This window comes from Ruegeria sp. I3, from assembly GCF_056532525.1.
Genome location: NZ_JBQFNI010000002.1, coordinates 507,581 through 526,945, shown reverse-complemented (window position 1 = coordinate 526,945; position 19,365 = coordinate 507,581). Strand labels below are relative to the sequence as shown.

Annotated in this window: 20 protein-coding genes and 1 tRNA gene; 12 read left to right on the top strand and 9 right to left on the bottom strand. The window is 57.7% G+C overall.

All coding sequences use genetic code 11. The features are described 5' to 3' along the window. The first annotated feature begins 80 nt into the window (after positions 1-80). From ACR0L9_RS06955 to cls, 3 genes are read left to right on the top strand one after another with little or no spacing between them, the layout of a single operon-like run. Positions 81-1,691, top strand: a complete 1,611-nt coding sequence (locus ACR0L9_RS06955; protein WP_255612093.1) for an arylsulfatase — start codon at positions 81-83, stop codon at positions 1,689-1,691. A gap of 60 nt (positions 1,692-1,751) precedes the next feature. After that, complete coding sequence (locus ACR0L9_RS06950) at positions 1,752-2,726, top strand: HAD family hydrolase (RefSeq protein WP_480895317.1); 975 nt, start codon at positions 1,752-1,754, stop codon at positions 2,724-2,726. Positions 2,727-2,749: 23 nt separating this feature from the next. Further along, on the top strand, positions 2,750-4,162 hold the full coding sequence (gene cls, locus ACR0L9_RS06945) for a cardiolipin synthase (RefSeq protein ID WP_480895316.1): 1,413 nt from the start codon (positions 2,750-2,752) through the stop codon (positions 4,160-4,162). On the opposite strand, the gene ACR0L9_RS06940 is transcribed toward cls, so the two are convergent. Further along, on the bottom strand, positions 4,159-4,761 hold the full coding sequence (locus ACR0L9_RS06940) for a potassium channel family protein (RefSeq protein WP_370644421.1): 603 nt from the start codon (positions 4,759-4,761) through the stop codon (positions 4,159-4,161). The two genes, cls and ACR0L9_RS06940, sit on opposite strands and share 4 nt — an antisense overlap. On the opposite strand from ACR0L9_RS06940, the gene ACR0L9_RS06935 reads away from it, so the two are divergent. Genes ACR0L9_RS06935 through ACR0L9_RS06925 form a run of 3 tightly spaced genes read left to right on the top strand, consistent with a single transcriptional unit; the run spans position 4,760 to position 8,842 of the window. Then, positions 4,760-5,407 (top strand): ABC transporter ATP-binding protein, encoded by a 648-nt coding sequence (locus tag ACR0L9_RS06935; RefSeq protein WP_170509767.1) that lies wholly within the window; start codon positions 4,760-4,762, stop codon positions 5,405-5,407. The genes ACR0L9_RS06940 and ACR0L9_RS06935 overlap by 2 nt on opposite strands. Further along, a complete protein-coding gene (locus tag ACR0L9_RS06930) occupies positions 5,404-7,818 on the top strand; it encodes an FtsX-like permease family protein (RefSeq protein ID WP_480895315.1) in 2,415 nt (804 codons plus the stop codon). Before ACR0L9_RS06935 ends, ACR0L9_RS06930 begins: the two co-directional genes overlap by 4 nt. Then, positions 7,808-8,842 (top strand): lipocalin-like domain-containing protein, encoded by a 1,035-nt coding sequence (locus ACR0L9_RS06925; protein ID WP_480895314.1) that lies wholly within the window; start codon positions 7,808-7,810, stop codon positions 8,840-8,842. The genes ACR0L9_RS06930 and ACR0L9_RS06925 overlap by 11 nt, the downstream gene beginning before the upstream one ends. Before the next feature lie 33 nt (positions 8,843-8,875). Here ACR0L9_RS06925 and ACR0L9_RS06920 read toward each other — a convergent pair. Then, a tRNA-Leu gene (locus ACR0L9_RS06920) sits at positions 8,876-8,961 on the bottom strand. A 145-nt stretch (positions 8,962-9,106) separates the two neighbouring features. Here ACR0L9_RS06920 and ACR0L9_RS06915 point away from each other — a divergent pair. Continuing rightward, positions 9,107-9,685, top strand: coding sequence for a YqaA family protein (locus tag ACR0L9_RS06915; RefSeq protein WP_170393003.1), 579 nt, complete (start codon positions 9,107-9,109; stop codon positions 9,683-9,685). Continuing rightward, complete coding sequence (locus ACR0L9_RS06910) at positions 9,682-10,146, top strand: disulfide bond formation protein B (protein ID WP_480895313.1); 465 nt, start codon at positions 9,682-9,684, stop codon at positions 10,144-10,146. The genes ACR0L9_RS06915 and ACR0L9_RS06910 overlap by 4 nt, the downstream gene beginning before the upstream one ends. A 3-nt stretch (positions 10,147-10,149) precedes the next feature. Here ACR0L9_RS06910 and ACR0L9_RS06905 read toward each other — a convergent pair whose 3' ends face one another. Next, complete coding sequence (locus ACR0L9_RS06905) at positions 10,150-10,737, bottom strand: HNH endonuclease (protein WP_170405905.1); 588 nt, start codon at positions 10,735-10,737, stop codon at positions 10,150-10,152. A gap of 211 nt (positions 10,738-10,948) precedes the next feature. On the opposite strand from ACR0L9_RS06905, the gene ACR0L9_RS06900 reads away from it, so the two are divergent. Together ACR0L9_RS06900 and ACR0L9_RS06895 are read left to right on the top strand one after the other, a co-directional pair. Then, positions 10,949-11,554, top strand: coding sequence for an rRNA large subunit pseudouridine synthase E (locus ACR0L9_RS06900; protein ID WP_480895312.1), 606 nt, complete (start codon positions 10,949-10,951; stop codon positions 11,552-11,554). A 31-nt stretch (positions 11,555-11,585) separates the two neighbouring features. Continuing rightward, positions 11,586-12,011 (top strand): VOC family protein, encoded by a 426-nt coding sequence (locus ACR0L9_RS06895; RefSeq protein WP_480895311.1) that lies wholly within the window; start codon positions 11,586-11,588, stop codon positions 12,009-12,011. Between the two features lie 4 nt (positions 12,012-12,015). Here ACR0L9_RS06895 and ACR0L9_RS06890 read toward each other — a convergent pair whose 3' ends face one another. Genes ACR0L9_RS06890 through ACR0L9_RS06880 form a run of 3 tightly spaced genes read right to left on the bottom strand, consistent with a single transcriptional unit; the run spans position 12,016 to position 13,640 of the window. Then, positions 12,016-12,318 (bottom strand): putative quinol monooxygenase, encoded by a 303-nt coding sequence (locus ACR0L9_RS06890; RefSeq protein WP_170625868.1) that lies wholly within the window; start codon positions 12,316-12,318, stop codon positions 12,016-12,018. Between the two features lie 27 nt (positions 12,319-12,345). After that, positions 12,346-13,011, bottom strand: coding sequence for an alpha/beta fold hydrolase (locus ACR0L9_RS06885; RefSeq protein ID WP_170392997.1), 666 nt, complete (start codon positions 13,009-13,011; stop codon positions 12,346-12,348). Further along, positions 13,008-13,640, bottom strand: coding sequence for a DNA-3-methyladenine glycosylase family protein (locus tag ACR0L9_RS06880; protein WP_170392996.1), 633 nt, complete (start codon positions 13,638-13,640; stop codon positions 13,008-13,010). Before ACR0L9_RS06880 ends, ACR0L9_RS06885 begins: the two co-directional genes overlap by 4 nt. A 98-nt stretch (positions 13,641-13,738) precedes the next feature. On the opposite strand from ACR0L9_RS06880, the gene ACR0L9_RS06875 reads away from it, so the two are divergent. After that, positions 13,739-14,965, top strand: a complete 1,227-nt coding sequence (locus ACR0L9_RS06875) for an MFS transporter (protein ID WP_480895310.1) — start codon at positions 13,739-13,741, stop codon at positions 14,963-14,965. Positions 14,966-14,967: 2 nt separating this feature from the next. Here ACR0L9_RS06875 and ACR0L9_RS06870 read toward each other — a convergent pair whose 3' ends face one another. From ACR0L9_RS06870 to cysS, 3 genes are read right to left on the bottom strand one after another with little or no spacing between them, the layout of a single operon-like run. After that, a complete protein-coding gene (locus ACR0L9_RS06870; RefSeq protein WP_480585117.1) occupies positions 14,968-15,744 on the bottom strand; it encodes a squalene/phytoene synthase family protein in 777 nt (258 codons plus the stop codon). Between the two features lies 1 nt (position 15,745). After that, complete coding sequence (cimA, locus tag ACR0L9_RS06865) at positions 15,746-17,380, bottom strand: citramalate synthase (protein ID WP_480895309.1); 1,635 nt, start codon at positions 17,378-17,380, stop codon at positions 15,746-15,748. Then, on the bottom strand, positions 17,377-18,777 hold the full coding sequence (gene cysS, locus ACR0L9_RS06860; protein ID WP_480895308.1) for a cysteine--tRNA ligase: 1,401 nt from the start codon (positions 18,775-18,777) through the stop codon (positions 17,377-17,379). The genes cimA and cysS overlap by 4 nt, the downstream gene beginning before the upstream one ends. A gap of 218 nt (positions 18,778-18,995) precedes the next feature. Here cysS and ACR0L9_RS06855 point away from each other — a divergent pair, with 218 nt between their 5' ends. Continuing rightward, the gene (locus tag ACR0L9_RS06855; protein ID WP_170625863.1) at positions 18,996-19,340 is read left to right on the top strand and encodes an MmcQ/YjbR family DNA-binding protein; all 345 of its coding nucleotides are present in this window, start codon (positions 18,996-18,998) and stop codon (positions 19,338-19,340) included. Positions 19,341-19,365: the final 25 nt, after the last annotated feature.

Below are 19,365 nucleotides of genomic sequence, written 5' to 3'. Positions count from 1 at the left end.
CGACTGCAACTAATCCTATTCTGGACACAAGGCTCAGATAGTTCACAGGGACAAATTGTCCACAAGTTCAGGAGTAAAACATGTTAACTACAACCCGGTTCTTGGAAAGCTGGCGTATCGGACTGCGCCGTACCGCAGCAGCGTCGATTGCGGTTCTGGTCGCACTGCCCGCATGGGCGCAGGATCAAAAACCCAACATTTTGGTCATTTGGGGCGATGACATCGGCCAATCCAACATTTCGGCCTACACAATGGGCCTTATGGGATACCAGACCCCCAATATCGACAGGGTCGCCGATGAAGGCATGATCTTCACCGATTATTATGGCGAGCAATCCTGCACAGCTGGCCGCTCATCTTACATCATGGGCCAATCGGTGTTCCGGACTGGACTGTCCAAGGTTGGCTTGCCTGGCGCTAAAGAAGGGATGCAGATCGAAGACCCCACGATTGCAGGGTTGCTTAAGGATCATGGGTACGTGACCGGCCAGTTTGGCAAGAACCACCTGGGCGACAGGGATGAGCACCTGCCGACAAATCACGGATTTGATGAGTTTTTTGGGAATCTCTATCACCTCAATGCCGAAGAAGAACCCGAGCATGAAGATTATCCCGGGGACGCGGTTCTGCCCGACGGGCGCACGTTCCGCGAGGCCTATGGTCCGCGCGGTGTGATCAAGTCCAGCGCAGGCGGCCCCATCGAAGACACCGGTCCACTGACACGCAAACGCATGGAAACGGTGGATCAGGAAACCCTGGAAGCTGCAGTTGAGTTCATTCGTGAGGCCAACCAGAACGGCACACCATTCTATGTCTGGTGGAATGGCACACGCATGCATTTCCGCACCCATGTCGGGGAAGAAATGCGCGAAACAGCCAACGAAATCCTAGGTAGTCCGGCCGATGAATACACGGCGGGCATGATCGAACATGACATTCAGGTCGGCCAACTGCTTGATCTGCTGGACGAACTCGGCATCGCCGACAACACGATCGTTCATTATTCCACCGACAACGGCCCGCATTATAACACATGGCCGGATGCCGCTTCGACACCGTTCTGGGGCGAAAAGAATACCAACTGGGAAGGCGGCTGGCGCGTACCATCCATGGTGCGTTGGCCCGGTAAGATCGAAGCGGGTTCGATCTCGAACGAAATCGTGCATCACATGGACTGGCTGCCCACCTATCTGGCGGTCGCTGGCGACCCCGAAATCAAGGAAAAGCTGAAAGCCGGCTATTCCTCACCTGCCATGGGTCGCGACTACAAAGTGCATCTGGATGGCTACAACATATTGCCACTGCTGACTGGTGAGACCACTGAAAGCCCCCGCCGTGAAATCTTTTATTTCACGGATGACGGCGACCTGTCCGCTTTGCGTTTTGACGACTGGAAGCTGATCTTTTTGGAGCAAAAAGCATGGGCCACCCTGCGCGCATGGATGGAACCATTCACAGAACTGCGCGTGCCGATCATCGTGAATTTGCGCCGCGACCCTTATGAGCGTGGATACCGTACATCCAACACATACTACGACTGGATGATCGACCGGGTGTATTTCCTAGTACCGGCGCAGCAATATGTGGCGAGTTTCCTGAGTACTTTCCAAGAATTCCCACCACGTCAGAAGGCGGCGAGCTTCAGCCTGGATCAGGTGATGCAGAAATTGGCCACACCGACTTCGAACTAGAAAACAAGACAGGGGCCGCCTTAAAGCGCGGCCCCTTTTTCCAGTATCAGAGGCTATTACATGAGATTTCTCAAACTCACGGCGTTTATAGCCACCGTCCCCCTTGTGGCGTTCGCAGACCCCCTGCCCAGCTGGACCGACTCGGCATCAAAACAGCAGATCATCGACTTTGTTGACGCGGTCAGCGACCCGGCGAATGAACTCTATGTCACTCCCGCCGACCGGATTGCGGTGTTTGACAATGACGGCACGCTCTGGGCTGAACAACCGGTCTATTTTCAGTTCATATTTGCCATGGACCAACTGGCAGAGCTTGCTAAACAAGACCCATCGATCTTATCGACCCCAGCGTTGAAAGCGGCTGCTGAAGGTGATCTGAAAACCATTCTGGACGGCGGGCACGACGCTCTGATCGAAGTGGTCAACGCATCGCATTCCGGCAGCAGCGTTGAAGTATTTCAGGCGTCGGTGGCCGATTGGCTGGACACTGCACGACATCCCGAGACCGATCTGCCCTACGACCAGATGACCTATCAGCCGATGGTCGAGCTGTTGCGCTATCTGCGGGATGAGGATTTCAAAACTTATATCGTTTCGGGCGGAGGCCTGCATTTCATGCGTGTCTTCGCCGAACAGGCATATGGCATCCCGCCCGAACAGATTCTGGGCACCTATGGGGAAACAACTTATGACAGCGAAAACGGCACGCCCGTAATCAACAAGGCCCCCGGCATTGCCTTCATCGATGACAAAGAAGGCAAGCCAATCAACATCGAGCGCACCATCGGCAAACGCCCCATTTTTGCCGGAGGAAACTCGGACGGGGATTTTGCCATGCTTGAATGGACCACCGCAGGCGACGGGCCACGGCTGGGCGTTTTGATCCATCACACTGATGCGGATCGCGAATGGGCCTACGATCGCGAAAGCCCGATTGGACGGCTGGTCGATGGGTTGGACAAAGGCCCGGATATGGGATGGGTCATTGTTGATATGGCCAACGACTGGTCCCGCATCTACACTGGGGCAAACTAAGCAACCCGGATCGCTGCGCCCCGATGTGGACATTACTCGTCTCGTTTTTTCTGTTTTCACTCTATTGCGTAGCGGTCGTCTTTGCAGTTCGCGCTGCGCAGACTGCACGCACACCACAAGGAGCGGTTGGCTGGGTTGTGTTCCTGCTGTCGGCCCCGATGTTTGGCGTGCCGCTGTATCTATTCCTCGGTCACCATCGGTTCAGAGGATACCGGATCGCTCGGCAAGAAAGTGAGCGCGTCGTCGAAGGGATCAAGACCTTTGCCGATTTCTCGAAACCCGACCCTCAGACGATGCGAGTCAATCCTCGCGCGTTTGAAGCGCTGGCCCATTTGCCCGTCTCACGTGGGAATGGAGCCGAGCTGCTGATCGACGGCGAAGCTACGTTTGATGCCATTCTCGACGCCATAGATAAGGCCGAGAATTACGTTCTGATCCAGTTCTACATCGTCCGGGATGATGATCTTGGGCGAAGGGTGCGGGACCGGCTAATCGCCGCGGTCAAGCGTGGCGTACATGTTCGGTTCATGACCGACGCGGTGGGTAGCTATGGCCTGCCGTCCAGCTATTTTGAGACGCTGCGCCAGGCCGGTGTGGATGTTGCAGATCCCCGCGAACAACGCGGGCCCAATTTCCGGTTTCAACTGAACTATCGCAACCACCGAAAAACTGTGATCGTGGATGGCGATGTCGGCTTTATCGGTGGTCACAACATCGGCGTTGAATACTTGGGGAAAAGCCCTCGGTTCGGTCGCTGGCGGGACACGCATATCAAGATGACCGGCCACGTTGTACGGCAACTGCAATTGATTTTTACCGAGGATTGGCACTGGGCGCGCAACGAAGATCTGATCGACCAACTCGATTGGGCTGGAAATGAATCTGATCAGGACATGAATGCGCTGCTGGTGGCAACGGGCCCGGGCGACGAAACAGAAACCGGCGCAATGATGTTCTTTGCGGCCATTTCTGAGGCGAAAGAACGGCTTTGGATCGCCTCGCCCTATTTTGTGCCCGACATCGACATCATGACCGCGCTACAGCACGCGGCGTTGCGTGGTGTGGATGTACGAATACTCGTGCCGGATGTCATCGACCATCGTCTGCCCTGGCTGGCCGCTTTTGCCTATTTCGACGAAATCCGAGACTGTGGCGCCCGGGTGTTTCGCTATACCGACGGCTTCATGCATCAAAAAGCGTTTGTTGTAGACGATACCTTGGCCGCCGTTGGCACCACCAATCTGGACAACCGATCTTTCCGTCTGAACTTTGAGGCGATGGCCCTGTTCTTTGATCGTCGCGCAGCAAACGCAGTGGCTGCGATGCTGGAAACTGATTTTGAAGCAAGTTACGAACTGACCCGCGATTTGCCGCAGCAACCGTTCCACATCCGTTTTGGTGCGCCGCTTGCTCGGTTGTTTGCACCGATCCTCTAGTTCAGGAACCGTTCTTCAAACACCCGCGTCATGAGGGCCACCAGGAACGCGGTCGACAGCCCAAAGGCCAGTAGGCCCGTGACCGATGCAAACGCTCCGAAGATGCGCAGCCCTTCGCCCAAGACGATGTCGCCGTAACCCAGCGTTGTGAACGTCACCAATGAGAAATAGAGGGCCGAATTCCAATCCGGCAGCACATCACCCCACACCCAGACAATCGCCCAGATCCAGACCTGAACCGTATGGGTCAGCACGATAAACACCAGCGCCACGCTGATCGGGCCTGCGGTTGCAAGGATAGTGCTGCGCGTCTCCCATTTCGCAACCAGTTTTCGGATGACCAGAACGCACCATGTCAGCAGCATGATTTCGATCAGAAAACAAATACCCAGATAGAAGCTGCCCCAAATGATTTGTTGCGACAATGTCATGTAAACGGCCTTTGTTCTGATCGCTGAAAACTGTGCAAGCATGGGGGTTTCGCGCGTTGCCGACAACCCCATGCGATGCGTAAGGCTGCGGCGAATAGAACCGATCTCGGCTCTGGACACTGGCGCGCCGCGTTGCACATTGTGACGAGACCAGATGAGAGTTTGCATGTTGCTATCAATTGATCACGTTCGAAAATCCTATCCCGGTGGGCGACCTGTCCTGACCGATGTTTCATTGACGTTGGAACAGGGGCAGACCTTGGCGCTGACCGGAGAAAGTGGCAGTGGTAAAAGCACATTATTGCATCTGGTGGCGGCGCTGGATGGGTTTGATGGCGGAGAGATTACTCTGGACGGGCGCGCCATGTCGGCCCTGAATGATGCGGAACGCGCCGAATTGCGTCGCGGCACCCTGTCTCTGGTCTTTCAGCAGTTCAACCTGATCCCGTCGCTGACCGTTGCCCAGAACCTCTCGATCCATGCGCGACTTGCGGGTCGGAACGACCCGGATTGGGTTGTCCACCTGACCAAGCGCCTTGGCCTGAGCGAATTGCAAGACCGCTACCCCGAGAACCTTTCGGGCGGACAGCAGCAGCGAGTTGCCATCGGACGCGCCATGGCGATCCGACCACGATTGCTGCTAGCGGATGAGCCGACTGGCAATCTGGACGAAACAGCAAGTGCGGTGGTGCTAGACCTGATGCTTTCATTGGTTGCCGATACCGGCGCTGCGCTCCTGCTGGTCACTCACTCGAATGACATCGCCAGCCGTCTCGACCGACGTGCCCACCTGACGGGCGGGCATATCGCATGACACGCGCTGCGGTCCTGGCGCTGGTGTCCCATTGGCGGATGCACCCATTGCAATTGATGACGCTTCTGACGGGTATCGCGCTGGCAACTTGTCTGTGGTCGGCCGTGCAAGCCATCAATGCCGAAGCGCGCGCGAGCTATGAACGCGCCAGCACCCAGCTTGCCATCGGACAATTCGACGAATTGCGCGCCTCCGGTTCCACGATCCCTCTTTCCCGCTACGCCGAGCTCAGGCGCGCAGGTTGGCAAGTGGCGGCCGTCTTAGAAGGCACGCTGCGCATCAAGGGCCGTTCCGTACGTCTGATGGGGGTGGATTTGGTGGCCTACCCTGTACTGCCCGCGATCACCCAGATCGAGCAAGGCGCGGATGCCCCCGACCCAGCTGATATGCTGACAGCTCCGGGGCGGCTGCTGATGTCACCCGCCCTGGCCCCGCTGTTTCAATCTAACGACAAATTCCCACCGGTGCTTTCCAGCACCGCGCTGCCACCTGATCTGGTGCTCACCGATATTGGAGTGGCCGAGCGTCTTCTGAACCGTCCCGGTCAGATTTCCCGTCTGGTGATCTTGCCCAATCAGCCCCGTGGGGTCCCATCTCTGTCAGAACTTGCGCCTGAACTTCAACGCATTAGCCCCTCGGCCCAATTGGATACCGCGCAACTTACCGACAGCTTTCACCTGAACCTCTCAGCCTTCGGCTTGCTGTCTTTCGCCGTCGGCCTGTTCATCGTTCACGGAACGGTCGGCCTCGCCTTCGCGCAGAGGCGTGGCACTATCCGTACATTAAGGGCGTTGGGCCTTCCCATGCGAGGCCTGATCTGGATCGTTCTGGGTGAATTGCTTCTCTTGGCGCTGATCGGTGGCCTGTTCGGGTTAATCCTGGGGTATTTTCTGGCCGGAGCCTTGTTGCCAGACGTCGCCGCCACGTTGCGCGGCCTTTATGGGGCAACAATCGACGGGCAGATGTCATTGCGCCCCCAATGGATCGCCGCAGGTCTTGCGATGGCAACAGGCGGCACGTTGGCAGCCAGTGGGCACGCCCTTTGGCGGCTTTCGCGCATGCCCATTCTTGCCGGACCGGGCTTGCAGGCCTGGGGTGGCGGCAAAGCCTCGGCCCGGATCACAGGCGCATTTGGCCTTGCCCTGCTTGCAATAGGCCTCATCGCATATTTTACGATCGGCGGACTGATCGCAGGATTTGCGCTGCTTGCCGGGTTGCTGACCGGAGCGGCCTTGTTGCTGCCGCTCGCGCTGTCAGGGATATTGGCCTTGTGCCTGCGCCGGGCCCGCACGCCTGTCGGTCAATGGGTGCTCGCAGACATGCGGGCACAATTGCCCGGTCTGTCACTTGCGCTGATGGCCTTGCTGCTGGCGCTCGCCGCGAATATCGGCGTGGGTACAATGGTTTCAAGCTTCCGCCTCACCTTTACTGGCTGGCTCGATCAACGCCTGACCTCCGAGCTTTACGTGACCGCAGCGGACGACGCACAAGGCGCAGCCATCACCGACTGGCTGGCGCCACGGGCATCAGCCATCCTACCCATTCGCAGCACCGAGTTACCGCACGAGACCGGCCCGTTGTTTCTGTACGGGATCGTTGATCACGAAAGCTATCGCCGCAATTGGCCCCTGATCGCCAAGGGACCGGACGTCTGGGACCACGTCCTGAATCGCGGCGCCGTGCTGATCAACGAACAACTCGCCCGACGCGCGGATCTGTGGCCCGGAGATACCGTGGCGATCACGCCCGAGCACAGTTTGCCGATTGCAGGTGTCTATTCCGACTACGGCAACCCGACAGGTCAGGCCATCGTCGCTATGCCGATGCTGGATCAGATTGCCCCGGATACGGATACACGCCGCTTTGGCATTCGCATCGCACCGGATCGGGCCTCGGATCTGGCGCAGGCGTTGCGTGACCAATTTGACCTCCCGAGGTCGGCCGTTGTGCAGCAGGCCGCCATGAAGGCACAATCGATGGCTATTTTTGAGAAAACTTTCGTCGTCACCTCAGCGCTGAATGTGCTGACACTGGGCGTTGCGGGATTCGCGATCCTCACCAGCTTGCTGACATTGTGGACCCAGCGCCTGCCTCAGGTCGCACCGGTCTGGGCTCTGGGCTTGAAGCGCGCGCAACTGGCCCGGCTAGAGCTGTTGCGTAGTGTCCTGCTTGCGGCGATGACCGCTTGTCTCGCCCTACCATTGGGCCTTGTCCTGGCATGGGTGCTGCTGGCCGTGATCAACGTGCAGGCCTTCGGATGGCGCTTGCCCATGTATTTTTTCCCAACTGACTGGCTGAGCCTGTTCCTGCTGACTCTGGTTGCCGCCGTGCTCGCAGCGGCCCTACCCGCACTACGATTGCTCCGCCTGCCACCTGCTGCGCTGTTGAGGGTTTTTGCCAATGAACGTTAAAGCCTTCATTCTGTTCATCCTCCTTCCAATTGACAGTTGGGCGCAGGGTTATGCCGGGTTGGGCAGTAATGCGGATGGCTTTACGCGTCCTGAACCGGGCTACAGCTTTCAGTTTCCGCAAGATCACGGCGCCCATCCGGATTATCGGATTGAATGGTGGTATCTGACGGCAAACCTCAAAGACGCAGAGGGTCGCGACTATGGCATACAATGGACCCTGTTCCGATCGGCCCTGAAACCGTCCGAGGCTGACGGCTGGCAAAACCCACAGATCTGGATGGGCCATGCCGCGCTCACAACGCCAGAAACACACTATTTCGCCGAACGACTCTCTCGCGGCGGTGTTGGACAGGCTGGCGTTACGGCCCAACCGTTTGAGGCATGGATCGATGAATGGCACATGCGCGGCGATGATTTGGAAACCCTGAGCCTGACAGCAAACGGATCAAACTTTGGATATGATCTGACTCTGAAGGCCCAAGGCCCATTGGTGTTTCACGGGGCCGAGGGGTATTCGGTGAAATCCGCCGATGGTCAGGCCAGCTATTACTATTCACAACCCTTCTACTCGGTCGAGGGCACGCTCCACCTGCCCAACGAAGATGTCGAAGTCGCCGGCCAGGGTTGGCTGGATCGCGAATGGTCCTCGCAACCCTTGGCCGAAGATCAAAGCGGCTGGGACTGGTTCTCGCTCAGCTTTGACGACGGTGACAAGCTGATGGCCTTCCGCCTGCGCGGGGATCGAGGGGATTTCACGGCCGCTACGTGGATTGGGGCCGATGGGCAAACGACCCCCCTGCCCGATGGCTCAGTTCTGCTAATGCCCCTTGAAACCGCCCGCGTGGCGCATCGTGACGTTCCGATCAAATGGCAGGTATCCTTGCCGGATCGCGGGATCGATGTTGAAGTCGATGCCATAAGCCCGAAGGCTTGGATGGGAACCCGGTTCGAATACTGGGAAGGCCCAATCACCATCACAGGTAGCCACACAGGACGCGGATATCTTGAGATGACGGGGTATTGAAGTTGAACTTCAGCAATATATTCAGAATTGCTGTGGTGCCCAAGGAGAGACTCGAACTCTCACGCCCGTGAAGGCGGGGGATTTTGAATCCCCTGCGTCTACCATTCCGCCACTTGGGCCACGAACACTGGATTAGCGCCCTACCGAGAGAAGGTCCAGAGGCAAAAAACAACCACTGCCCTGAATGTTTCATCGAAGGAGGTTGACGGTCAGTCGGGTGCATGGTTTGGCTTGCCGCAGCGGTTACCAGGATACTTATTCTTCATGTTGCGATCCCTTTATGACTGGACCATTCGTCTGGCCGAACATCCTCATGCGCTCTGGGCGCTGGCTGTTGTGGCTTTTGTCGAAAGTTCGTTTTTTCCGATCCCACCCGATGTTTTGATGATTCCCATGATCCTTGCACGTCCGTCGCGGGCCTGGCTGATCGCGACGGTCGCCTTGGTTGCCTCGGTGCTGGGTGGGATATTGGGTTATGCAATTGGGGCATTCTTTTACGAAAGCCTTGGGCAGCCTGTTCTGGAAGCCATGGGCAAAGCCCACGCAATGGAAGAGTTCAATACCCGCTTCAATGATTTCGGCTTCTGGGCCGTGCTGGCGGCTGGTGTGACGCCTTTCCCATATAAGGTCATCACCATCATGTCGGGCTGGACCGGGATGCCGATTGGGACGTTCATAGCCACCTCGATCCTGGCGCGCGCCTTGCGCTTCTTTCTTGTGGCAGGGCTGCTGTGGAAATTTGGGGAACCAATCCGTGACTTCATCGAAAAACGGTTGGGTTTGATGTTTACCCTATTCATAATCCTACTGTTTGGCGGCTTTCTTGTGGTGAAATACTTATGACGCGCAAAAGACTTCTGGTTCTGGTTGCCGCATCCGGCTCGGCCGCGTTGCTACTTGGGGCTTGGGGCTTTCAATACATTGGTGGGCTCGCGCCGTGCAAAATGTGCATCTGGCAGCGGTATCCTCATGGTGTCGCAGTGATTCTTGGTGCTCTAGCCTTTGCCTTCCCGGGCGTCCGCCCCCTGCCCCTACTAGGCGCTCTGGCGGCGGCCACAACGGCGGGAATAGGGTTTTACCATGCTGGGGTCGAGCAAGGCTGGTGGGAGGGCCCATCGACCTGCACATCTGGTGATATCGGCGGTCTGAGTGCAGAAGAGTTAATGAATCAAATCATGTCCGCACCGCTCGTCCGTTGCGATGACATCCCGTGGGAGATGTTCGGGATTTCCATGGCGGGCTGGAATGGATTGATTTCGACGGGTCTGGTCCTGATCTGGATCGCAGCCTGGCGCGCGCGCTAGGGTTTATAGCTGATCCAGCTCGGCATCCCAGTAGAGGAAGTCGATCCAGCTTTCGTGCAGATGGTTCGGGGGGAACTTCCGGCCGATATTGCGCAAAGCTTCAGCATCCGGCTGACGCGGCGGTTTATTCAGTGACATTCTGGCCTGTCGCAGGGATTTTGAGCCCTTGCGCAGATTGCACGGGCTGCACGCTGCAACGACATTCTGCCAACTTGTGACCCCGCCCGCAGCGCGCGGTACAACATGATCAAAGGTCAGGTTTTCACGGCTGCCGCAGTACTGGCATTTGAATTCGTCCCGCAAAAATAAATTAAAGCGCGTGAAGGCCACGCGCTTTCTGGGTTTTACATAATCTTTCAGGACAACGACCGAGGGTATTCGGATCTCGGTACTGGGACTGCGGACAACCTCGTCATATTCCGCAACAATATCCACCCTGTCCAGCCAGGCAGCTTTGATCGCCTCCTGCCACGGCCATAAAGACAACGGGTAGTAGGAAAGAGGTCTGTAATCGGCGTTCAAAACCAATGCCGGATGATGCTTGAGCGCACCGGTTTCCCTGACAAATTCGGTCCTGAAGTCTCCGTCCATAACAGAATCGCTCCTCGCTCTGTACTGCCCGTTTGTGACATCAGAGCGGGGAACACCCGCCCCGACCTTAAGTTAACTATATATCGTGTTAAATCTCTGACAAGTGCCGAGTTCACACAACATCTCGGGTATTGGTTAGGCCGAATACGTAACAGATAAGTGACACTTATCCACAGGTTGCGCAGATGTGGTCTGCAAGCTATGGCGGGGCATGTCCTGGTTCATCCGTTTCAACAAACCATACGATGTGTTGCCGCAGTTCACCGACCGCGCCAATTCTGACTCACTCCGCAGTACGCTCTCGGAATTCATCGACCTGCCCGGTGTCTATCCTGCGGGACGCTTGGACCGGGATAGCGAGGGTTTGATGCTGCTGACTGATAATGGGCGATTGCAGGCGCAGATATCAGACCCCAAGCACAAGATGCCTAAGACATACTGGGTTCAGGTCGAAGGCATTCCCGATACAGCGGCACTAAAGGCGTTGCGGGAAGGTGTTGAACTTAAGGATGGTTTGACGCGCCTCGCCAAGGCGCGGCTGATTGACGAACCCGAATGGCTGTGGCCACGCACCCCGCCGATCCGGGTTCGCCAAACGGTGCCCGACAGTTGGGTTGAACTGACGATTAAAGAGGGCCGCAACCGTCAGGTTCGCCGGATGACAGCCGCAGTCGGGCACCCAACTCTGCGCCTGATCCGAGCCCGTGTTGGAGATTGGTCTTTGGACGGCCTTGACCCCGGTCAGTGGGAAAGCCTGCCGATGCCAGCTGTTGACTCAGCACCATCGCGCAAGCGGGACCGCCGCCCGCGCCGGTGACAAAAACTGCGTGATGTGATAGGCTTAGGGCATGAAGGTCACACCGGATATCCCTGCCCCGTCTGCCATCCTGGAAGCCGCGCTGTATGTCGACGACCTGGATGCGGCCGAGGATTTCTATGGTCAGATATTGGGACTAGATAAAATCCAGCGTGTCACCGATCGCCATGTGTTCTATCGGATCGGCGGGTCCGTCCTGTTGCTGTTCAATGCCAGCGAAACCGAGAAACCGCCAGGAAACCCCGATCTGCCAGTCCCACCGCATGGGGCGCGCGGTCCCAGCCATGTTTGCCTTGTCCTGAGCCGCGATGAAATCACCGTGATGCGCAAGCATCTGTTGGACTGGAACATCCCTGTCGATGCCGAGTTCGACTGGCCCAACGGAGCCCGGTCGCTCTATGTACGAGACCCTGCAGGCAATTCGGTCGAATTCTCGGAAGGAAGGCTGTGGGAGTGATCGATCAGCGAAGCGGCTGCTTCTCGCCCCCGATCACACGGTAGATTTCGCTAGAGACAACGCCGACCTCACCAAGTGCCGCCTGAAAAGCAGCCATATGAGGGGTCGCGAAATGGGCCTCAAGCGCAGCCTGATCCTGCCATTCCTCATAGACCCGAAAGCGGGTCGCCTGACCCAGGATTTGACTGAATTCATAGATTAGGCATCCGGGTTCTTTCAGAGTTTCCGCAACCATTTCCTGCGCGGCAGCAATGGCTATCTCGACCGCTGCATCTGAAACTTCGACCACTCCTGTCACGATCAGCATCATGCTCTCCTTAGATCGCCCCGCAAGTCAGAGGCTCAGCTTATCCCGCATGAAGGCCAGCGCAACACTCAAGCCATCCGGAGCAATCCCGTGGCCGGTGCCCTTCATTATATGGGCATAAACCTCTTTGAACCCGGCCGCCTGAAGTGCCTCAGCTGCTTCTGGCAACGATTGCGGCGGTACAACGTCATCAGCATCGCCATGCACCAGCAGGATTGGCATGCGACTGACGGTTTCGTCCGGCAGCAAATCAGGTTCCAGCAAACGTCCCGAGAACGCTACGATCCCCGCCACTGGGTCCTCGCGGCGCGGGGCTACATGTAAGCTCATCATCGTGCCCTGGCTGAAACCGAACAGCACTACCTGCTCTGGCAGGACATCCTCATCCACCATCAGCGCATCAAGGAACGCGTTGAAATCCTCAACTGCCATTTCCATACCCCGTCGGGCTTCCTCCTCGGATGAGCCATCAATCCACGGGATCGGGAACCACTGGAAACCGTTGGGCATACCGATGATCTGTTCAGGCGCGTCCGGAGCTACAAACAACGTATCCGGGAGATGCTCGCCCAACGGATCAGCCAGCCCCAAAAGATCGGCCCCGTTTGCACCATAACCATGCACAAACACCACGACCGAGCGTGTGTCGCCTGAAACCGGCTCTTTCCTGAGCGCGTTCAAAACCCGTGTCATCTGATCCCTTCTCTGTCTTTTGCGACCCGGTAATAGGCCCACAGCACCCGCGCCGCAACCGATCGCCACGGCGACCATGCTTCAGCCATCTGGCGTAACTCTTTGTCTTTTGGTCGTTCTGGCAATTCATAGAGGATGCGTGCAGCTTCCTGTAAGGCCAGATCGCCCGGTGCAATCACATCGGCGCGACCCAGCGAAAACATCGCATAAATCTCGGCAGTCCAGACACCGATTCCCGGTACCTCGGTCAGAATTGCGACCACTTCGTCATCTGGCGCATCACGCAACGCTTTGTAATCGATCCGCGCCTCAGCCAAGGCGCGGGCATAGCGAATTTTCTGACGGCTGAGACCCACAGCGCGCAGATCATCATCAGTGGCCCACATAATCTTGCGCGGACCGGTCAGTTTTGCGTCCTGCAGCCTCTTCCAGATTGCGTTTGCCGAGGCCACGCTGACCTGCTGACTGACAATCGCGCTGAGCAATTGGGCGAACCCGTCAGGCTTGCGCCTGAGTGGCAGGGGTCCGGTTTGCTCCATCGCATAAGCCATCCGGGGGCAGGCCTCAGCCAACCACTCGGCCCCTTCGGTAACGCAGTCCGGTGTTTCGATGATGCGTCCGACGGACATGCGCTCTCCGATAAGTGATCCTTGTCCGCACGTTAGGCGGATGTGCCGCATATGCAACCCGCTTGTGCCAAGTCTCAATCGTAGATAACCATTCGCCCATGACAATGATCGCTGCCACCCCTGACGATAGTCAGGCCAAACGCAACGTTGCCGTTTTGGTGGCAGCACAGGCAATCCTGGGTGCACAGATGCCCATGATGTTCATCGTCGGCGGGCTGGCAGGCCAATCGCTGGCCAGCAACGCTTGCCTTGCGACGCTGCCGATTTCACTGATCGTTCTGGGTTCAATGCTGGCGGCCACGCCGATTTCGGCCATCATGCAACGCTGGGGACGCCGTGCCGGGTTTTTTGTGGGATCAACCGCAGGTGCCGCAGGGGGCGTTATCGGGGCTTACGGCCTTTATCTCGGCTCGTTCCCGATCTTCCTGATCGGCAGCTTCCTGACCGGCATATACATGAGCGCACATGGCTTTTATCGCTTTGCAGCGGCTGACACTGCATCGGATGCTTTCCGGCCCAAGGCGATCTCATACGTCATGGCCGGAGGGCTTGCGGCGGCGATCATCGGCCCTCAGATCGTCAAGCTGACTTCGCAAGCGTATGTGGTCCCGTTTTTGGGCACTTATCTGGCGGTGATCGCGATCAACGTAATCGGCTCAGCCCTGTTCTTCTTTCTCGACATCCCTACTCCGCCGAAACCCACCGAAGATGAACCCAAAGGTCGCACACGGATGGAGTTGCTGAAAACTCCACGCATCGCAGTAGCGATCATCTGCGCAATGGTTTCCTACGCGCTGATGAACCTTGTAATGACGTCTACACCTTTGGCCGTCGTCGGGTGCGGATATACCGAAGGTGATGCCGCGGATATCGTCACCAGCCACGTACTGGCGATGTACATTCCCAGCTTCTTCACCGGCCACCTGATCGCGCGGTTTGGGGTCGAAAAGATCGTAGCTCTCGGTTTGGCAATCCTTGGCGGTGCAGGCATTGTCGCCCTGCAAGGTGTTGATCTAGGTAACTTTTTCGTCGCCCTGATCCTGCTGGGCATCGGATGGAACTTTGGCTTCATTGGCGCCACCAGCATGTTGGCAGACTCGCATGAAGTGCACGAACGCGGGCGAATGCAGGGCCTGAATGACTTGCTGGTGTTTGGCGGCGTGACTTTTGCCTCGCTTGCCTCTGGCGGATTGATGAACTGCTCGGGCGGTTCAGCGGTCGAGGGTTGGACGGCCGTAAACCTCGCCATGATCCCGCTGCTGACCCTTGCAGGTGGCGCGCTGCTGTGGCTGGTTCTGAGACCTTCAGATCCCCAGACGGCCTGACCCTACCAACGACCGGTCGCTGCCGTTTTCATCAGGGTAAACCGACGTCGGATTTCACCCTGAGCCAACGCACCTGCGGCCACCCGGTCCGGTCTGGCCAATGCAGTCCGCAACACCCATTCCGTCTGCCACCCCGCATAGAGCGCAGGCCGTGCTTGTGCCGAGACCTCGTTGCGGGCGGACCGCGCCTGCGCCAATCGGTCCAAAGCCTTCTGCGCCAGCGCCCGAACCCCGTCATGGGTTCCGTCCAGCAAAGGAATGCGCCCACGTGCCTCAAGCTCGGGAATTGCGCGCAGCCAATTCGCGATCCCCGCTGCATATCCGAAATCACGCAGAACAGTTTCATCCGCCGAACCCAAAGCCTGCGCCGACACCACCATTAATGTTCCAGCGCTATGGGCAATATAGGCGTCAAAATGCGCCTCATCCTCGAACGGATCACGATAGATATCCCAACGCCTTACGGCCACATATTCATCCAGCAGCGCTGCCAGATGCGGAGAAATCACGCGCGACACAGGTGTGACAACCTCGTGCCGACGAACAGATGGACCTTCGGCAATCTCTTGCAAGGCATCGCGCCACCATTGCAGCCGCATCTCGGCGATCATGCTCTCTTGCGTCAACCACGGGGCACGGGCCACCTCGACGTTCAGCGCATAAATCGGGAACAAAACTGCCCGTGCCTCAACTGGTGCGGCCATGGCAGCCATAAAGCGATCGGGATCGGCCCGATGAACCAGCGCAGCACAAGCCTTGATGTCGTCGTCGAACTCCACCTTATTCGGCGGCCGCTGACCGCGGTGCGCAATCGCTCACCAGTTTCCACTGAATCGCATCCAGTAGCGCTTCGAACGAGGCATCAATTATGTTCGCACTCACCCCAACCGTAGACCAGCGCCGCCCTTGCCCGTCTTCGCTGTCAATGATCACGCGCGTGACCGCCTCAGTCCCGCCTTGCGTGATACGCACCTTGAAGTCGACCAGCCGCATATCCGACAGTATCTGCGAATACTGCCCCAAATCCTTGGCCAGAGCCTTCGCCAGCGCGTTTACCGGACCACGATCACTGCCGCTTTCATCCAGCGACTCACTTACCGACAGCTTCTTCTCGCCATCCACTTTCACAACAACAACCGCTTCGGACAGGCTGACCATCTTGTTGTATTTGTTCTTCCGGCGCTCAACGGTCACCTTATAGCGCTTGACCTCAAAGAATTCGGGCAATTGCCCCAGCTCATCCCGCGCCAGCAGCTCAAAACTAGCCTGCGCGGTGTCGTAGGAATACCCCTCGGCCTCGCGCAGTTTTATCCGCTCAAGGATACGTCCCAACGCCGGATCGCCCGCTTCTACGGCCAATCCCGCATCGGTCAGACGTTTGCGCAGGTTCGATTGCCCAGCCTGGTTCGACATCGGAATGATGCGCGCATTTCCAACACTTGCCGGATCGATATGCTCATAGGTTGTCGGGTCCTTGAGGATCGCGCTGGCATGCAGCCCGGCCTTATGCGCAAAAGCCGACGCGCCCACATAGGCGCTCTGCTTGCTGGGCACTCGGTTCAGGATATCATCCAACATCCGGCTGATGCGCGTCAGCCCGGCCAGCGCCTCGGGCATCACTCCGATCTCATAGCACGAGGCATAGGGTTCTTTCAGCATCAGCGTTGGGATCAAAGCGGTCAGGTTGGCATTGCCACAGCGCTCTCCCAACCCATTCAACGTACCTTGAATCTGCCGCGCCCCAGCATCGACTGCAGCCAGCGAGCACGCCACTGCGTTCTCGGTGTCGTTATGCGTATGAATGCCCAGCCGATCCCCCGGCAGACCGGCCGCAATCACCTCGGATGCGATCCGCCCGACCTCTGCCGGTAGCGCACCTCCATTGGTATCGCACAGAACCACCCACCGTGCCCCTGCATCGAGCGCAGCGCGGCAGACTTCAACCGCGTATTCCGGGTTGTCCTTGTAGCCATCAAAAAAATGCTCGGCATCAAACAGAGCCTCCTGCCCCTGCGCCACGATATGCGCGACCGAGGCGCGAACGTTCTCGGTGTTTTCCTCCAGCGTGATACCAAGTGCGTGGGTCACGTGGTAATCGTGCGATTTCCCAACCAGACAAACGCCTGGTGTTCCCGCGTTCATTACAGCCGCCAGAACGTCATCATTCTCAGCCGACCTGCCCGAGCGTTTGGTCATTCCAAACGCCGTCATACAGGCCAAAGTCTTGGGCGCGGCATCAAAAAACGCACTGTCGGTCGGGTTCGCTCCGGGCCAACCCCCTTCGATGTAATCAATCCCCAGCGAATCCAGAGCCTGCGCGATCTGTACCTTCTCTGCGGTCGAGAACTGTACGCCTTGCGTTTGTTGCCCGTCGCGCAGGGTGGTGTCATAGAGGTAAAGGCGTTCTTTGGTCATTCGACCCCCTCCAGCTTGGCGGCGTCGAATCCGGCGCCGGGCACCAATTCCACACCATCCTTGCTCATCCGAACCTCCAGCCCTGCGGCGACATAGGCCGCCTTCAGGCGATCGACCTCAGAGAAATCCTTGTTCTGCATCGCAAGAGCGCGGGCATCGGCCAGTTTTTCTGCGTGGGATGACAGATCAGCCACGGCGGTTTGCGCCCAAGCTGCCATTTCATCCGTCAACAGCCCGACCACCTGTGAACTCGCCAGCAATAAAGCAGCGTTGCCGTCAGCAGCCAAACGATGAAGTTCAGCGATGGCACCTGCCGTGTTCATGTCATCAGCAAGCGCATCAATGACCGCAGGTGCCGCGGTGGCAGCGGGCTCGATGCCCGCTGTCAGCGCCCGCCACTTGCGCAACGTTGCCTCGGCTTCGCGCGCCTTCTTCTCGGTCCAGTCCATCGGCTTGCGATAATGGGTCTGCAAGAACACAAACCGGATCACTTCACCCGGCACACCCTGCTCAAGCAGATCATGAACAGTGAAGAAATTGCCCAGCGATTTGGACATTTTCTTGCCCTCGACCTGTAGCATCTCATTATGCATCCAGACACGCGCGAATTCGCCATGCGGGTGGGCACATTTGCTCTGAGCAATCTCGTTCTCGTGGTGCGGGAACATCAGATCGTTGCCGCCACCGTGAATATCAAAGCTCTCGCCCAGCAATTCATAGCTCATGGCCGAGCACTCAATATGCCAACCCGGACGCCCACGGCCCCACGGACTGTCCCAGCCGGGCAGCTCGTCAGTCGAGGGTTTCCACAGCACAAAATCCATCGGGTTTCTCTTGTAAGGCGCGACCTCGACCCGCGCCCCGGCGATCATGTCATCAACCGACCGCCCCGACAGCGCACCGTAGTGTTCCTTCCAGCTGTCCACCGCGAACAACACATGACCCTCGGCGGCATAGGCATGCCCCTTGGCCATCAGGTCTTCGATCATCGCAATCATCTGCGCGATATACTCTGTGGCGCGCGGCATCGCGTTGGGTTCCAACGCCCCCAGCGCGCCCATGTCGTGCAGATACCAGCCGATGGTTTCGTCCGAACGTTCCTGCACCAACTGTTCCAAAGACCCGTCAGCCCCAGCCTTCTTGCGCGACAATGCGGTGGCGTTGATCTTGTCATCCACGTCGGTGAAATTGCGCACATAGGTCACGTGATCAGCACCGTATACATGCCGCAACAAACGATAGAGCACGTCGAACACAACCACAGGCCGTGCGTTCCCCAGATGCGCCCGATCATAGACCGTCGGACCACAGACATACATCCGCACATTATCGGGATCGATCGGCGCGAAATCCTCTTTCGTCCGAGTCCTTGTGTTGTGCAGTCTGATCGTCGTCATCGGGTCGTGCTCCTGAAACAGCATATACGTCACGCGTTGGCGCGGGCTTAGCAACTTGTCTCAGGGATGAAAACGAAAGAAACCGGCCCGCTTGAGAAATCAGCAGGTAATGCAGCAGATAATGATGCAAGTCTTCCGGTTCATGCAGTTTCGATAACACGGCTACCGCTCTGAGCCAAGTCTTGAGTTTTACAATCCGCAGCGGCACTCTGCCCACCATGAGCCGTGAATTCGTTAACACTATTTGCGTTGACCTGCCCGGTGCCGAACTTTCGGACCCTTGGGGTGGCGGCCACGACGCATGGAAAGTTGGCGGCAAGATGTTCGCCTGCGTCGGTTCGGTCGGGGATGGTGTATCGGTCAAGACTCCCGACATTGAGACCGCGCAGATGTTGATCGACGCAGGGATTGGCACCAAGGCCCCGTATTTTCACCGCAGCTGGGTTCGCCTGCCGTGGGAAACCGACGCCGACGAGATGCAACATCGCCTGATCACCTCATACGATATCGTCCGTGCATCGCTGACCAAGAAGATACAGGCGAGTTTGCCGCTGCGAAGCTGATTGACAAAATTGCTGTGCTTTGCCC

Coding starts and splice junctions, on each gene's coding strand:
- ACR0L9_RS06955 (WP_255612093.1), top strand. CDS start 81: ATGTTAACTACAACCCGGTTCTTGGAAAGCTGGCGTATCGGACTGCGC.
- ACR0L9_RS06950 (WP_480895317.1), top strand. CDS start 1,752: ATGAGATTTCTCAAACTCACGGCGTTTATAGCCACCGTCCCCCTTGTG.
- cls (WP_480895316.1), top strand. CDS start 2,750: ATGTGGACATTACTCGTCTCGTTTTTTCTGTTTTCACTCTATTGCGTA.
- ACR0L9_RS06935 (WP_170509767.1), top strand. CDS start 4,760: ATGTTGCTATCAATTGATCACGTTCGAAAATCCTATCCCGGTGGGCGA.
- ACR0L9_RS06940 (WP_370644421.1), bottom strand. CDS start 4,761: ATGCAAACTCTCATCTGGTCTCGTCACAATGTGCAACGCGGCGCGCCA.
- ACR0L9_RS06930 (WP_480895315.1), top strand. CDS start 5,404: ATGACACGCGCTGCGGTCCTGGCGCTGGTGTCCCATTGGCGGATGCAC.
- ACR0L9_RS06925 (WP_480895314.1), top strand. CDS start 7,808: ATGAACGTTAAAGCCTTCATTCTGTTCATCCTCCTTCCAATTGACAGT.
- ACR0L9_RS06915 (WP_170393003.1), top strand. CDS start 9,107: ATGTTGCGATCCCTTTATGACTGGACCATTCGTCTGGCCGAACATCCT.
- ACR0L9_RS06910 (WP_480895313.1), top strand. CDS start 9,682: ATGACGCGCAAAAGACTTCTGGTTCTGGTTGCCGCATCCGGCTCGGCC.
- ACR0L9_RS06905 (WP_170405905.1), bottom strand. CDS start 10,737: ATGGACGGAGACTTCAGGACCGAATTTGTCAGGGAAACCGGTGCGCTC.
- ACR0L9_RS06900 (WP_480895312.1), top strand. CDS start 10,949: ATGTCCTGGTTCATCCGTTTCAACAAACCATACGATGTGTTGCCGCAG.
- ACR0L9_RS06895 (WP_480895311.1), top strand. CDS start 11,586: ATGAAGGTCACACCGGATATCCCTGCCCCGTCTGCCATCCTGGAAGCC.
- ACR0L9_RS06890 (WP_170625868.1), bottom strand. CDS start 12,318: ATGCTGATCGTGACAGGAGTGGTCGAAGTTTCAGATGCAGCGGTCGAG.
- ACR0L9_RS06885 (WP_170392997.1), bottom strand. CDS start 13,011: ATGACACGGGTTTTGAACGCGCTCAGGAAAGAGCCGGTTTCAGGCGAC.
- ACR0L9_RS06880 (WP_170392996.1), bottom strand. CDS start 13,640: ATGTCCGTCGGACGCATCATCGAAACACCGGACTGCGTTACCGAAGGG.
- ACR0L9_RS06875 (WP_480895310.1), top strand. CDS start 13,739: ATGACAATGATCGCTGCCACCCCTGACGATAGTCAGGCCAAACGCAAC.
- cimA (WP_480895309.1), bottom strand. CDS start 17,380: ATGACCAAAGAACGCCTTTACCTCTATGACACCACCCTGCGCGACGGG.
- cysS (WP_480895308.1), bottom strand. CDS start 18,777: ATGACGACGATCAGACTGCACAACACAAGGACTCGGACGAAAGAGGAT.
- ACR0L9_RS06855 (WP_170625863.1), top strand. CDS start 18,996: ATGAGCCGTGAATTCGTTAACACTATTTGCGTTGACCTGCCCGGTGCC.